This window comes from Sulfuracidifex tepidarius, assembly GCF_008326425.1.
GTDB lineage: Archaea > Thermoproteota > Thermoprotei_A > Sulfolobales > Sulfolobaceae > Sulfuracidifex > Sulfuracidifex tepidarius.
In genome coordinates this window covers 984,745-998,896 of sequence record NZ_AP018929.1, presented here as the reverse complement: position 1 = coordinate 998,896, position 14,152 = coordinate 984,745, and the positions used below count along the sequence as shown (strand labels likewise).

General features: G+C 40.7%; 13 protein-coding genes, 1 tRNA gene and 2 pseudogenes. 10 read left to right on the top strand and 6 right to left on the bottom strand.

Annotation, left to right across the window (positions count from 1 at the left end):
• Position 1: 1 nt before the first annotated feature.
• The 6 genes and pseudogenes from IC007_RS04655 to IC007_RS14185 all read left to right on the top strand — a co-directional run.
• A complete protein-coding gene (locus IC007_RS04655) occupies positions 2-352 on the top strand; it encodes an Hsp20/alpha crystallin family protein (protein WP_149528440.1) in 351 nt (116 codons plus the stop codon).
• Positions 353-429: 77 nt separating this feature from the next.
• The gene (locus IC007_RS04650; RefSeq protein WP_054845725.1) at positions 430-1,422 is read left to right on the top strand and encodes an AbrB/MazE/SpoVT family DNA-binding domain-containing protein; all 993 of its coding nucleotides are present in this window, start codon (positions 430-432) and stop codon (positions 1,420-1,422) included.
• A 19-nt stretch (positions 1,423-1,441) separates the two neighbouring features.
• On the top strand, positions 1,442-2,191 hold the full coding sequence (gene sufC / locus IC007_RS04645; protein WP_054845489.1) for a Fe-S cluster assembly ATPase SufC: 750 nt from the start codon (positions 1,442-1,444) through the stop codon (positions 2,189-2,191).
• 50 nt (positions 2,192-2,241) lie between these two features.
• The gene (gene sufB / locus IC007_RS04640; protein ID WP_054845488.1) at positions 2,242-3,681 is read left to right on the top strand and encodes a Fe-S cluster assembly protein SufB; all 1,440 of its coding nucleotides are present in this window, start codon (positions 2,242-2,244) and stop codon (positions 3,679-3,681) included.
• Positions 3,682-3,683: 2 nt separating this feature from the next.
• Positions 3,684-4,808: a SufB/SufD family protein gene (locus tag IC007_RS04635; RefSeq protein WP_054845487.1), complete on the top strand. Its 1,125-nt coding sequence runs from the start codon at positions 3,684-3,686 to the stop codon at positions 4,806-4,808.
• A gap of 92 nt (positions 4,809-4,900) precedes the next feature.
• Positions 4,901-4,969: pseudogene (locus IC007_RS14185) on the top strand (hypothetical protein); the annotation flags it as partial.
• A 55-nt stretch (positions 4,970-5,024) separates the two neighbouring features.
• Here the strand turns inward: IC007_RS14185 and IC007_RS04625 are convergent.
• Positions 5,025-5,112: transfer RNA gene (locus tag IC007_RS04625), tRNA-Thr, on the bottom strand.
• Between the two features lie 143 nt (positions 5,113-5,255).
• Between IC007_RS04625 and IC007_RS04620 the strand changes: the two genes are divergently transcribed.
• A complete protein-coding gene (locus IC007_RS04620) occupies positions 5,256-6,749 on the top strand; it encodes an MFS transporter (protein WP_149528439.1) in 1,494 nt (497 codons plus the stop codon).
• 296 nt (positions 6,750-7,045) lie between these two features.
• On the opposite strand, the gene tenA is transcribed toward IC007_RS04620, so the two are convergent.
• On the bottom strand, positions 7,046-7,690 hold the full coding sequence (tenA, locus tag IC007_RS04615; RefSeq protein WP_054845486.1) for a thiaminase II: 645 nt from the start codon (positions 7,688-7,690) through the stop codon (positions 7,046-7,048).
• 237 nt (positions 7,691-7,927) lie between these two features.
• Between tenA and IC007_RS04610 the strand changes: the two genes are divergently transcribed.
• Complete coding sequence (locus tag IC007_RS04610; RefSeq protein ID WP_054845485.1) at positions 7,928-8,629, top strand: hypothetical protein; 702 nt, start codon at positions 7,928-7,930, stop codon at positions 8,627-8,629.
• Between the two features lie 218 nt (positions 8,630-8,847).
• On the opposite strand, the gene IC007_RS04605 is transcribed toward IC007_RS04610, so the two are convergent.
• The gene (locus IC007_RS04605; RefSeq protein WP_054845484.1) at positions 8,848-9,267 is read right to left on the bottom strand and encodes a MarR family winged helix-turn-helix transcriptional regulator; all 420 of its coding nucleotides are present in this window, start codon (positions 9,265-9,267) and stop codon (positions 8,848-8,850) included.
• A gap of 3 nt (positions 9,268-9,270) precedes the next feature.
• Positions 9,271-10,964: pseudogene (locus IC007_RS04600) on the bottom strand (MFS transporter).
• A gap of 675 nt (positions 10,965-11,639) precedes the next feature.
• Between IC007_RS04600 and IC007_RS13325 the strand changes: the two are divergent.
• Positions 11,640-11,831 (top strand): hypothetical protein, encoded by a 192-nt coding sequence (locus tag IC007_RS13325; RefSeq protein WP_054845483.1) that lies wholly within the window; start codon positions 11,640-11,642, stop codon positions 11,829-11,831.
• Between the two features lie 333 nt (positions 11,832-12,164).
• On the opposite strand, the gene IC007_RS04595 is transcribed toward IC007_RS13325, so the two are convergent.
• A complete protein-coding gene (locus IC007_RS04595; protein WP_084739652.1) occupies positions 12,165-12,896 on the bottom strand; it encodes a GNAT family N-acetyltransferase in 732 nt (243 codons plus the stop codon).
• 493 nt (positions 12,897-13,389) lie between these two features.
• Here IC007_RS04595 and IC007_RS04590 point away from each other — a divergent pair, with 493 nt between their 5' ends.
• The gene (locus tag IC007_RS04590; protein WP_149528438.1) at positions 13,390-14,010 is read left to right on the top strand and encodes a GNAT family N-acetyltransferase; all 621 of its coding nucleotides are present in this window, start codon (positions 13,390-13,392) and stop codon (positions 14,008-14,010) included.
• Here the strand turns inward: IC007_RS04590 and IC007_RS13450 are convergent.
• On the bottom strand, positions 13,975-14,124 hold the full coding sequence (locus tag IC007_RS13450; RefSeq protein WP_167747978.1) for a hypothetical protein: 150 nt from the start codon (positions 14,122-14,124) through the stop codon (positions 13,975-13,977). The two genes, IC007_RS04590 and IC007_RS13450, sit on opposite strands and share 36 nt — an antisense overlap.
• Positions 14,125-14,152 lie beyond the last annotated feature (28 nt).

Genomic DNA, 14,152 nt, shown 5'->3' with positions numbered 1-14,152 from the left:
GATGCCGGTTTACAAGGATCTCAACGATATGATGAATTCCATTATTAGGAGAGAAATAGCTAATTTCCAGAAGGAAATGGAGAACTTGGAGAGGGAGTTTTTCTCCTCTCCTCTCCTCGACATGTACGCTTGCGAAGACCACTACGACTGCATTGTCGACGTACCCTATGTTGATCCTACTTCTATTTACATGAAAGTCGAAGGAAACCTCATGAAGTTCAAATGTAAGGACAAAATGGGGAACGTTTACCAAGCTGAGATAAATCTACCGGAGGACGCCGACTCCGACTCTATCAAGGTCGAGAGGGTCAAGTGGGTATTGAGGATAAGGATGGCACGTAAATCGACGTAAAAATCCCCGTATCTAAGTCTTACTAAGAGTCTATAATGTTTTTATAAACACTGTTTATTAATAGTTATATGGTTGCTTTGACCGAAGATAGGAACGCTAAAGATATGGAAACTAGGAAAGTACAGAAACTCGGATCATCGTCGCTTTTCATTACTTTACCAAAGAAATGGATAAACAAATGGAAGATAAACCCTGGAGACAAGATAATTATGGAAGTCTTGGACGACGGCACTCTAAAGCTAGTGGCTGAGAAAATAAAGTTCAACGCTGGAAGGAAGAGCATAGTTTTGGACATCGATACGCTGAAACAGCCAATGACTAAGGTTTTAACTTGCTTATACTCCCTCGGTTACGATGAAATAGTTTTCGAGAGCAAAAAGCCCTTCAACCCTAAGGACGTTGAGGAGGTTTCCGAGTTTTCGAAACAGCTAGTTGGAGCAGAGCTCACGGAGAGCAGTGAAAACAGGGTGAAGTTAGAGTGTCTCCTAGACATAGAGAAAATAGGTATGGAAAGTCTCCTGAGGAGGATACTTAACATCATGTCGAAAAAGATAGATAACCTCATCTCTCTGTTGTCAAATCAAGAGGTCAAGGAAGTTTACGCCAATCAAGAGGACTTGAGGAAAATATACCTCATGCTATTGAGGAGAACTGTCGGGAATAAGCTTTACGCCGAGTCAGACTTCACGAAGAACTCTTTCGTTATAGTTAACGCCTCAATTCTACTGAACATAGATTCGATCCTGGACAAGCTTGGCGATTACGTTAAAACAATTAAATTAGAACCAAACATAGCAGAACCCTTGAAGCAGATCCTCGGTAACATGAACGATCTTCTGGACGAAATAGTCATGAGCATACTCTTCCCAAGCGTGAAAAGGATATCTAACGGTACAACAATAATTTATCAGATAAAGAACGTGATGAACGACTCCTTCAAGAACTCTCCACAACTCCTCAACTTCTACGTGACTGAAATCCTCTCCATGATGGAAGGAGCGTTGGCTAACAGCTCCTGCACTATCTTCCTGGAAGATTTACCTTGGATGGAAAGAAATTTAACGGGATGAAAGGAAAAGTCTATACATTATGTCAACATTAAAAATAGAGGACTTGCACGTTGAGGTTGAAGGCAAGGAAATACTAAAGGGAATAAGTCTCGAGATCAAAAGCGGGGAAATTCACGCCTTGATGGGACCTAACGGCTCAGGAAAGACAACTCTCTCACTAGCTCTTCTTGGACATCCTAAGTATAAGATAACTAAGGGGAAGATAACGGTAGACGGTGAAGACATAACTAATCTCGATACTTTCGAGAAAGCAAAGAAGGGTCTCTTTCTTGCTTTTCAGAACCCCGTAGAAGTCCCAGGGGTAAGGCTATCGACTCTCCTTGTAGCTGAGTACAATAAGGTCAAGGGTACCTCAGCATCAGTACCTCAGATAATACAAGAGGTAAGATCTATAAGCAAAGAAGTGGGGATTCAGGAGACCCTTTTGAATAGGGGTGTCCATGAGGGATTCAGCGGAGGAGAGAAGAAGAGGGTTGAGGTACTTCAAATGCTCTTGTTGAAGCCCAAGTTCGCCATTCTGGACGAACCAGACTCAGGCGTCGATGTAGACGGTCTTTCAATAATATCAAAGGCTATATCTCAACTTAGAGATCAGAACTCTACCGGGTATCTCATCATAACTCACTACAGAAGGATATTGGACCACATAAACGCAGACCAAGTTCATGTCCTATACAGGGGTAAAATCGCAGCTTCTGGAACCATGGAACTGGCTAAGAAGATAGACGAGTTCGGTTATGAATCCGTGATAAAGGAAGGCAAAAACTGATGTACCAAAGGTTTTTATTTCTTCTTTAACATAGTTAAAGTAGATGTAGAATGACAGAGGACAAAATATCTTTGGACATAAACGAGCTCATAAATGCTTCGATGGAAGCCAAGTACAATAAGGTTTCAGAGTCAGAGTTTCACAGGAGGATGGTTCAGTCAGGGCTAACAGCGAGTACAGTGGAAGCGATATCGAGAGCTAAGAAGGAACCTGAATGGATGACCAAGTTCAGGCTTAAGAGCTTGGAACTCTTCGAGAGGATCCCAACCCCAAATTGGTTACCCGAAGTACTTTCTTCATTGGACGTATCAGCCTTAGACATATACGTTAAGCCAGACGCTGAGAAGGTAGGAAACTGGGACGAAGTACCGCAAGAGATAAAGAAGTACTACGACGCTCTTGGGATACCCCAGAGCGAAAAGGAATTCCTTGGAGGACTGGTAGCAGTTTTCGAGTCCGAGCCAATTTACGCTAACGTAAAGAATGAGCTTTCCAAGAAAGGAGTAGTGATGCTACCTCCAGAGGAAGCAGTTCAGAAGTACCCGGACTTAATGAAAGATTACTTCATGAAGATCTTCCCTGCGTCGGATCACAAGTTCGCCGCTCTTCACGGTGCATTGTGGAGCGGTGGAGTTTTCATGTACGTTCCCAAGAACGTTCACATAAGTACACCCGTGGAAGGCTTCTTCGTAATAGGATCAGAGATGGAAGGACAGTTCGAGCACACACTCCTGGTAGCTGACGAGAACTCTTCGGTTCACTTCATAGAGGGTTGTAGTGCTCCTCAAATGAAGAAATATTCGTTCCACGACGGAATGGTTGAGCTTTTCGCTGCAAAGAACGCCAGGATAAAGTTCACCACGATTCAGAACTGGAGCAAGAACGTGATAAACTTCAACAACAAGAGAGCATGGGCAAACGAGAACTCAGTAGTGGAATGGGTTGAAGGCTCATTGGGTTCCAAGTACAGCTTCGTTTATCCATCCACCATACTGAGGGGTAGTGGGGCTTCCTCAACCAGCTTGGTCGTGACTATGGCGAGCGGTGAAGGCGAATGGAAAGACAGCGGTTCTAAAATGATTCACGCTGCCCCGAACACTAAAAGTAAGGTAATTAACAAGAACATAGGTTTCAACGGCGGAGTGAACATCTACAGAGGACTTATCAGGGTAAACAAAGGAGCTCTAGGCTCCAAAGCGTTCGTGAAATGCGACTCATTAATGTTAGACGACAAAACCAAGGCTTACACATTCCCACACAACCAGGTCTTTGAGGAGGAGAGCGACGTAGGACATGAAGCGCACACGTTCAGGATGAACGAGGAACAGTTGTTCTACCTGATGTCTAGAGGGATAGACGAAAAGGAGGCTACATCAATGCTAGTCCTAGGTTTCGTAGACGAGATCATGAAGGAGCTACCGTTCGAGTATGCCACGATGCTGAACAAGGTTATTAAACTGGAGCTAGATAAATTGGGAGCAGTGGCTTAAACTTGGCTCTTATAGACCCAGATACTCTAAAAGAATCTCTAAACAAGTTCGAGAATTCCTCAGAGAGAGAGGAGTATATTTCCTCCTTCTACTCTTTGCCTTATCAAACAGTTCACGACTCTCCTACGGTGAAGACGTATACTGAGTGGTCGATATACGACAAGATGAACATAAAGAAACTCAGCGTACCGAAAGATGTTTCTGGATCGGAAATAATTGTCGACGACGAGATCTTATCTCATCCTCCTTCAGTATCTATAACTGACTCGCTGAAGGGATCCCTTTTCAGGAAGGACGACGGTAAGCTGGTGTCACTAGGGTTAGCTACTGCGAAAGTAGTGAGAATAGACACCTCTGGATCTTATATAATAAGGCATAGACCTAGGTCAGGACTGTCTCCTCTTCACTTAATGATAAAGTCAGCTAAAGGATCATCAATAGACGTAACTTACTTGCTTGAGGCTAATGGGGATTCTACTCTTCCCCTTTCCTTAATATCGATAGAATGTGAAGAGGATAGTTCCGTGTCTATTTCTTCTCTCCTTCTCGGGGGAGGCAGTCCAAACTTCATCTCGATGAAGGCGAACGTTAAGGGTAATTTAAGGACTACTATATTCAGTACGGAAAGCAAGATGAGTCACGTTTATTTCAAGACTGACCTTCAAACATCAGCTAAAAGTGAGTTCTCAGCTCTAGCTCTAGGGACTGAAAGGGACAGAATTGACGTGATTACAGACGTTTCTCACGTAGGCCCTAAGAGCATGAGCGACGGTAAGCTAAAGGGGATAGCCGCGGACGACTCTGAAATTGCAGTTAGGGGACAAGCTGAAATAAAGGAGGAAGCAGTTGACAGCTCAACTTCAATAACGGGTAGAGCAATGATTCTGTCACCCAGTTCTCATGCCTCTGTGGTACCGATGCTCGAAGTGAAGACCGGACGTGTCATCATGGCTAAGCACTCCGCAGCAGTTTCAAAGATAAATGAGGACATGATCTTCTACTTAAAGAGCAGGGGGTTGACTCAGAAAGAGGCTGAGGGGATGATAATAAGGGGTTTCATAGAGGACGAAACTACTGACCTAATAAAGGACAAGATCGAGTCTATACTAACTCATCTAGGTTATTGAAATTTATTACTTCTTTTTACTTTCGGTTAACTCTCTCTATTTGACGTTATGTGAAGTCGTTTTATAATATAATACCCTTCAATTTCTATCTTATGAGGGTCGTAACAATAAAAATGGATGAAAAGCTCTTGAGCTTGCTAGACCTTTACGCTGCTAACAAGAGGATGTCAAGAAGCGAAGTTATGAGGGAAGCCTTGCTTCTATACTTGAAGGAGAAGCCGCTGGCGGGATTCGGACCCGCGACATCCGGCTCTCTAGAAGGGCTTACAAGGCCGGCGCTCTGACCAGGCTGAGCTACAGCGGCAGGACAAATTACTCTTCATAAGTCTTAAAGTTTACTCGCCTTTTATAGGGCTACTATATAGCTCTATATACCTGCTATAGGTAAAAATAGATTATGTAGGTAAAGTATATATCATGACAGTTCTAAGTAGCTCAGAAAGATCTATGGAAAAGAGTCCTTTCAAGAACGTGGATTCAAGTAAACTCTCGTTGAACCATATAAAGATATGGTACACATCTGGGATGGGCTTCTTCACTGACGCGTATGATTTGTTCATCATAGGCGCAATAATAGATACTTTGAGTAATGCCCATAAATACGCTGGTCTCAATATACCAGGCTTCACTTCATACCTTAATGGGCCAGACTCAGCATTTTGGACAGGTCTCTTGGGTTCATCAGCAATAATAACCGCTATTCTTGGACAACTCCTGTTTGGCTTCCTTGGTGACAGAATAGGAAGAAAGACAGTGTATGGCGTTGAAGCTTCTCTCCTAGCCCTTGGAGCTTTCCTGAGCGGTCTAGCTCCTAGCCTTCCTCTACTCATACTGTTTAGGTCGATAATGGGGATAGGTATAGGAGGGGACTATCCGATATCAGCCACCATCATGAGCGAATACGCGAACATAAAGGACCGCGGTAAGCTGATAGCTTTAGTTTTCGCCAATCAAGGTTTAGGTTCAGTTGCTGCAGTAGCAGTGGGAACTATATCAGCCTTATATTTACCTCCTGACCTTTCTTGGAGGGTAACGGCAATAATTGGAGCTATTCCGGCAGCGACCGTAATCTACCTGAGGAGAAAGGTCCCTGAGACTCCGAGGTACTCTCTTCTAGCTAAAGGAGACGTAGAGACTGCAAAGAAGGCAGCATCTGTTCTAGGGACCAGCATAGATACTTCATCAGCGGTGACGTCAAAGAAGATATCTTTCTCTGATTTTCTATCGAAGTACGGGAAACTCCTGATAGGCACAGCAATAACTTGGACCATGTTAGATATGGCGTTCTACGGTACCGGAGTCTACTCTGGGCCTATAGTGAGTTCAGTTTTGGGTAGCACATTCCCCAAGCTTGCGGCTGGTCAGGTTCTCGCTTTGGGTGACTTCCAGGCCGATCTGGCTAAGGAAATATTTGACGGAGGAATTCCGTTCTTGGTAGGTTTCTTTGGATACTTTACTGCAGTGGCTTTGATGGACAAGCTCGGAAGAAAGTTGATCCAAACTCAGGGATTCTTAATGATGGCAGTGCTTTACGCTGTGGTATCTTTTCTGATGGTGACGAGCGGAACTAAGGTGACTGGATTTGTCATCCCAACGCTTGCAGCTTTCTCCCTTTATGCCCTATCTTACTTCTTCATAGACTTTGGCCCTAACACTACCACCTTCGTTATCCCGGCTGAGGTTTACCCAGTGAGATATAGGACTACAGGGCACGGTATCTCTGCTGCCTCTGGCAAAGTTGGAGCAGCAATCGCTACATACTTGTTCCCAGGGTTGCTCGTGTCTATAGGAGTAAAGGATATCCTACTGTTACTTGCAGGACTGAGCATTATAGGAGCCTTACTTACGGTTGCCTTCGTGAGAGAACCAAAGGACAAGTCGTTAGAGGAAGCATCAGAAGACGAGATAGTCTCTTCAGGGGGAACTACTGTAGGGAAATAAAGATAAATAAATAAAAAAACTGAATATTATAATAATTTTATTTTTTAAAAGGGTTTTCCTTTTATTTCTTATCCTCTTCTTAAAAGGGAGCCTATTTTGCAATTAGAGTCCGCTCTTGTCGACTATAATTTATAATAGTTTCTTATATATGAATCAAAATTATATTTAATTACAAATTATGTAAATAAATACAACGTAGATACGTATTTATCAAAATGATATCATTAGGTGGAACTAATTTGTGCAGTAGCTTAGCTAATATTGTACACGTATAGGGCAAGACCAGACACTCCTGTTTATACATCTAATTTAAACATGAATTTCTCCATCTTATACGCTGAGTCCCAGAACATGAACTCAAAAATGGAACCAGTTCTGAAGTGCTTCATCATTCTTCTCTCCTCATCTTCGCTAGTCTTTAAGTTGCTCACTATTTGCAGTACCTGCTTAACTCCTGCTTCGTAATCCTTGCCGGAATAGTTCTTTATCCACCTATCATAAAGCGGATTAGACGAGCTTGTCAGATGTTCGCTAACTCTCAAGTATATCCAGTAACATGGAAGGACTACTGCAACCCCCTCATGGAAAGGCCTAGAGTAAGCTATCGTGGAAAGGTAAGACGTATACATAACGTTTGTTGGGGAAGGCTCTGCAGAGATCTTTCCCCACTCGGAGAAATAATATTCGTGAAGCTTCTCTTCGTTTCTTTTAACGTGATTTACATGTTCTGCGAAAACTGATGAGTAACTATCTTCGTCCGCCTTAGCTGCGAGTATGGACAACACCTTAGAGAACTCTTTCAGATATTGGTAATCTTGTATAATATAATATCTAAATTTCTCCTCTGGAAGTGTACCATCTCTCATCTCCTTGAGGAATTTGTGCGTTATAATTGACTGAAAGACGTCCTCAGAGCTCTTCCAGAGCTTTTCTGGATCCAATTCCCATCAATCTCATTTTCATTTTGAAATTAAAAACATCTTTCTTATCAAAGACAAATAGAGAGTGCAATTCACTCTTAGCAATAAAGTGTTGGGTTTAAGACGATTAAAATTGGATTTATCTAGTAGCATCTCTAGGACTCTCGGTACCTTTCTACGTAGTTTTCTTAATCCAAGCACTAAGAGCCTAAAGAGTAAGGGTAGTGTATTAAAAATAATTGTGCTGATCTTGGGTTTATGGAGTCCAGGAGGAGAAATGACGCAGCTTACTTCATGCTTTTGTTAACCTATGCTCTTGCAGTCGTCTCACGTCCAACATTAGTTTCCATCGTGTTCCTGCCCGTGATGGTCATGCACGGATTTACCATAGATAAGGTTCTGCCTAACGTGCTATCTGGGAGGATAGGAGTCAAGGATCTGGGTTTATTTGTATTAAATACAGTACCTTATCTATATTTCTTTACTCCATTAATTTTTATCCCAGCTGCTGCGTTCCTTCTGTCGATACTCTTATCTTATGCTAAGTCAAGGATACTACCACAGTTATCTGGAACGTTAGGCATATCCCTGCTATATTTACCGTTGGTACAAGTCTTCGGAGGTGCAAATGAGATTGACATTGGGGCTTATCTAGTTTGGGCAACATATACTCTAGGTGAGGCTATCTATGTTGAATACAAACTACCTTTTAGACGGGTCATTGCGAACCAGCTTAGGGTTTCGTGGTTAGCGTCTCTATTACTAGATGTAGCCTCAGTAGCCGTTTATCCATTGTTCATACTGCCGTTGATAGAGCCAACTATCAGGTTCATGATGCCAGGAGACAAACTCAAGGCAGCCTCTCAGGTAAAGGAATTGGGAAAAAGAGGGATTAAGAAGACATTGTTAGTATTTTTCCTTTTAGTATTAACTATAATAATTAGGGATGTAATCTCATGAAGCCTGGAACGGTCTTGTTGTTGATTGGGATAGCTTTGACGCTTTTCGCCTTAGTTCATGGTCTTAGAGTTCATGTCGGTACAAGGTCTGCCTTTTTCAATAAATTAATTATCAGTTTATTTATTAAAAAGGAAATAATTGTCATATCATTTATTAAGATATAGCTAATTTATTGAATAATCTTAGAAACGGATGAATGAAAATTTTATAAAAATCTTTTACTTTGATATTAACTTCTGGAGTATATCCATTAAAGAGTTAACTTCCTTTTCGCTTAATATGTTAAGTTTTTCTCTGGTGATGTCATTATATATTTTTTGAGCCCTCATCAAAGTCTTTTTACCCTTTTCCGTTAATTCTAGTTGTATAACTCTCCTGTCCTCTTCGCTCCTAGTCCTCATGACTAAACCCATTTCTTCCAATCTGTCTATAGCGTAGGTCATGGCGGATCTAGAAACGCCTAAGACGTTCGCAATTTTAGCCGGTGTGTACGGAGATATACTTAGAGTCTTTATTATTCCTAAATCTAAGGGTGAGAGGTCCTGTCCCATTCTCCTGGAGGCCTCTCTATTAATTTCCTTATATATTATTGAGATTATTCTTAGTATTTCCAACCCTTTAGGTTCTATCTCCCTCACTCCTTACACCTTTTTGACTGTTGAGCTCACTTTAGTTTCTTCCTCGGCTATCGTTCTTTCTCCTCTCAATGCGGAAACTATTGCACCTAAGAAAGCCATCACTGCACCTATATAGAACGAGACCCTTAGTGCCCCCATGAAGGAAGGAGCAATTGTCTCTGGGAACCACTGTTTACTCGTTAACGTCGCAACTGCGGATGGGCTTAAGGAAGCCGTCAGTTGGTGAGGTAACGCCGAAAGTATGGCCCCCACTGGGTTGTAACCTAAGAACGCTGAGAACAAAGCACTTGTTACTGGTATCTTAGACATTATAGGAGCTAGTTGTGGAGCTCCTGCGTCTGTCACGGCGTTTGAGAGAGCTGTAGGTAATGTAGCTGCCAGCACTCCTATTATTATGGTGAAGAATAGAGCCAGACTAGCGGTTTGAGCGGAATTCTGAAGCGTGGTTCTCATTCCTGACGCTGAACCCCTCTGCCTCCTAGGAACGCTGTTCATTATGGCGGTAGTGTTCGGAGCTCCGAACATCCCACTTCCCAACCCCATGATGAAGATGATGGCAGCGAACTCTGGGTAACTGAAGTTGTATGATAATGTGCTGAGTGCTACGAACGCAGCCCCAACGATTCCCAACCCAACCGTAGCTAAAGTCCTTGCCCCATATTTGTCAGAGAGGGCGCCGCTTATAGGGCCCATCACCACGAACCCTATCATCATTGGGATCATGTAGACTCCTGCCCAGAACGGAGTGGAAGAGTAACTGTAGCCGTGCAAAGGTAACCATATCCCCTGGAGCAGGATTATCAGGATTATCATTATTCCTCCGAACGCGAAGGCGAACAGCAATTGAGAGACCCCGCCCATCAGGAAAGCCCTTATCTTGAACAGATCTAACCTGAACATGGGGTACTTAGTTCTTCTCTCCACGAATGGGAAAGCTACCAGGAGTCCAGCACCGACAGCCAGCGAAGTTATCACGTAGGGGTCTGTCCAACCCATTTGTGACGACCCATAAGGCATTAGACCGTATGTGACGCCCAGAAGCAGGATTATCAGCCCTCCTGCGAAGATCATGTTCCCTAGCCAATCTATTCCTTCTCCTTTAGCAGTCCCTCCGGTCTCCTTGAGCTTGAAGTAGCTCCACACTGTACCTAAAATTCCCACTGGGACGCTCACCAAGAAGATGAACCTCCAATCTATGGTGGCTAAAATCCCTCCTAGGATTAGACCAACCAGAGACCCTGCTAACCCAGCAACTTGGTTTATACCCAGCGCTCTACCCCTCTCAGTCACCGGAAACGCATCTGTTATTATTGCTGCACTGTTGGCGAATAGGAACGCTGCACCTATACCCTGAATGAGCCTGAAAATTATCAGTTCTAAAGCTCCTAGATCCCCTGTGCTGGGCGTTATGAAAAGCAGAATCGACCCCAAGGTGAACACGGCGAAACCCAGGTTATATAGCCTTACTCTTCCGAAAATATCTGAGAGTCTACCAAAAGTGACAAGGAAAGCAGCTGTTATGACGTTGTACCCCATGAGGATCCAGAACAAATATTGAAAAGAAGAAGGCTCTACGGGATTGATATTTATTCCCTGAAGATTGCAGGGAGGGAAATCAGGATTATTGTCCCATTTATCGAAGACATTAGGACTCCGATTGTTGTGTTTGAGAGTGCGACCCACTTATATTGAACCATGATGACCTATTCAATAGTAAATAGTTAAGCTTTAAACTTTTCTGAACTGAACTAGTTAGAGGATTTTTAATGACAAATATGAAAAAGCAAGAACATGGGAGAAACAGTGTAGTGGAGGTCAAGGGCTATGAGGTCACCCTTTGAGAGTCGATTGAAGTAACCATATCTCAGGGGACTAGATACCCAGACGCTAAGCTGGAGATATTTCTGTCGAGCCCAGACGAAGTCATGGAAGTGTGGAATTGAAGAGGGAAAACGGCATAAGGGCCCCTTAGCGAAAATTCTTATCATGGCTTAGTGAAATAAGAGAAATTAGAGATAGTTTTCTAACATTTTTATAAAATCTAATGATGACTTAATATAAAAAGAGAGGAACAAGTATTTTTATATCGTGTTATCTATTTGCTTTGTGGAAGGTTCTTAGATCACAAGAAAGATCCTAGATAAAAAGGAGAAAGATAAGTGAAGGAAATAGGACACCAACAAATAATTAGTAAAATGATTTAGTTATTCAATTTAAGGATAACCTTTTAGCATTATGGTTCAGAAAATTGAACTATCTACGAACTTTATATGTCGTATCTTAAATAATCATCTTGATTAAAATGGCATATGAATTTATTAAAGAACCGTTAATTAGGGCGATTTTAGTGCTCATTATACTACCTCCTTTCCATGCTAGCAATAGCTATAGGCATAGCACTTTACTTTTCAATTATAGAGGGCAAACTTACAATTACTGGTGTTTCGAGTATTTCGCAAATTTACGGCTACGTTATAGGAGGAATTTTAGTCCTAAGCTGGGGTTTCTTTATCCCAAGTATATTTTGCAATAAGAGACAGGTCAAGGAGATATTTGCCATATGATATTGTAGATGCTATAGATATGTATTATAGAGGTATAATTAGTAGAGACGAGTTGATGCATATTATTGATAGATATAAGCGATAGTGTTGATTAACCGATAATGATTATTCCCTAGTCTTAATAAAAAGCATTGTAAAGTTATTATTACCTAAACCCGATATATCTTAAATATAAGAACTTTTGTAGTTTTATCTTGTTTTTAGAACTTCAAGGGCATTAGTGATTTTCTCTAAATCTTTTCCTTCTCTTTTCATATGCTATAATTCCTAGGCTAATTATAACTTCATCATTTTAGTTACCTTCCGATAATTTCATACCTCTAAACACAGCTACTATAATGGTTTCTCGTCTACATTTACAGATACCCATAACCTCTTCCAATATTCTTTAAACCCTATTTTCTTGTAGACATGGATTGCAGGACTATTATCTTCTCTTACATATAATGAGGCTACTTTACCTCTTTTAGTAAGGTCTTCAGTTAACGTTGATACGACTGAAGTAGCTAAGCCCATATTCCTAAATTCCTTCTTAGTAAAGACTCCTCCTATTATAGCAAAGTTCTCTGACTCAATCAATGTATACGCTGCTGAAACTAGGTGGTTATCTAAAAACAGTCCATATGCAGTGGTTTTGTTCTCACTTAATAATTGGAGTAATACACTGCCCAGACCTTGCTCATAAAGAGTTAAAATCTCTTCCTTATCCTCAATACTTAGTCTTCTCACGTTTTCATTTCTAAATACATTAGGCTTGTTACAAGTCATTAAAATTTCCGGATAAATTTTCGCATTTGGAAAGTTTAACAGTTTTACCCATTTGGGTTCTGTGAACAGGATAAATTTACTCTCCTCCTCCCTCAGTATTGAAAGTAATTCTCTTGCAGTGTCCTCTTCATTCGCATGAAGAATTATTCTTGGTGGATAAAATTTTATGTATATCATTAAATAACCTTCCCTAACCGTCTTAAATTCCGTATACTCTTTATCAAACCTTAAGTCGTAAATCTCAAACGCAAATCTAATAGGGTCTGTAAGGAATAACTTCTCTAATTCACTAGACATCTAGTTTGAGTTATCTATTAAGTAAATTAACATTTCGGAAACATTAACTAAAAGGAAAAATATTAATTCCCTTATTAATTTCTATAATATCTAATTATGAAAATTTATTTCTATAAAATATATTTTAAAAAGAAGATGTTAATACGAGGGTACGAACATAAGATACTTAGGTGTATAGATAATGAGTCAAAACTTCTAATTTAAAATCTGAAGTAATATAAGACAAGCAGAGCTATAATTTTAGATGTTTGCATTTACTTTGGGAGCGTATGTCTGATACTATTAAGATTATTAGGATGTATTTGGCAATTGACGAGAATAGGAATATTATAGCTGGGAGTAATTCGTGGGAGGAAGTTGGAGAGATAATGAAAAAGAAGGGTATAAGAGGAGCCAATATGACATTTTAACAGTAGTAGAAAACGAGAAATTATAAACGAGTAAGCATTTGATTTTTTAATTTGTTAGATTAGCTATCTTATACGATAAGGAGTTGAGTACAAATATTCAGCCTTACGATACTATTTCGACTCCTTTAGGCAATTGCTATATTTACACAATCCACTTATCTTTCCTAAATAGGTTAGGTAGTTTTGATTGCGGAGAAGAGGAGCAAAACGACTTCATAAAGAGGTTTGCAGTAGGACATTATTTAACCGGAATAAATCACACTTTCCTACTGATTTGTAATAACGATTTAGCGGGCTTCGTCTCATTTTCAAGCTATTCTTACGCATTTGCCGAAGGTTTTCTGGGTAAGATAAGAGAGGCAATGAAGAAGGAGTTTAACAAAAAAGGTTTACCTCATGAGTTTGATATAAGTTTCAAGAAACTACCCGTGATCCTTTTAGGACAGTTAGGTATAAATAAAATATATCAGGGCAAAGGAGTAGGGAGTTTTTTCGTTAGGAGTTTCATAATTCCCTATTCTTTAGGCTATTGTATCAGGAATAGTTGTATCGGAATTTTAGTTTATACAAAGACTGCTAAGGAGTTTTACGAAAAACTGGGTTTTCAGCTAATTTATGAGGATAAGAACGGAGGTGCAAATTACTTTTACTCGTTATATAAAAACGTGTTAGAGGTCAGGTATAGGACTTTTCTTGCTAAATAACAATGCTTTTCTTATTAATTCTTCATCAACTTTCTCCTTCTTTATAGCTTCAATTAAGTTATTAACCTCCTCCTCAGTCTCTAAGATTATTTCTCCTTCCTCAGCTTTAGCCATTTATTCCACTAATTTATACTCTCTACCC

What these genes read in the sequence shown, in the direction of transcription:
- IC007_RS04620 (WP_149528439.1), top strand. Translation starts at nt 5,256, where the DNA reads ATGGAAAAGAGTCCTTTCAAGAACGTGGATTCAAGTAAACTCTCGTTG.
- IC007_RS13450 (WP_167747978.1), bottom strand. Translation starts at nt 14,124, where the DNA reads ATGGCTAAAGCTGAGGAAGGAGAAATAATCTTAGAGACTGAGGAGGAG.
- IC007_RS04610 (WP_054845485.1), top strand. Translation starts at nt 7,928, where the DNA reads ATGGAGTCCAGGAGGAGAAATGACGCAGCTTACTTCATGCTTTTGTTA.
- IC007_RS04655 (WP_149528440.1), top strand. Translation starts at nt 2, where the DNA reads ATGCCGGTTTACAAGGATCTCAACGATATGATGAATTCCATTATTAGG.
- sufC (WP_054845489.1), top strand. Translation starts at nt 1,442, where the DNA reads ATGTCAACATTAAAAATAGAGGACTTGCACGTTGAGGTTGAAGGCAAG.
- IC007_RS04595 (WP_084739652.1), bottom strand. Translation starts at nt 12,896, where the DNA reads ATGTCTAGTGAATTAGAGAAGTTATTCCTTACAGACCCTATTAGATTT.
- sufB (WP_054845488.1), top strand. Translation starts at nt 2,242, where the DNA reads ATGACAGAGGACAAAATATCTTTGGACATAAACGAGCTCATAAATGCT.
- IC007_RS13325 (WP_054845483.1), top strand. Translation starts at nt 11,640, where the DNA reads ATGCTAGCAATAGCTATAGGCATAGCACTTTACTTTTCAATTATAGAG.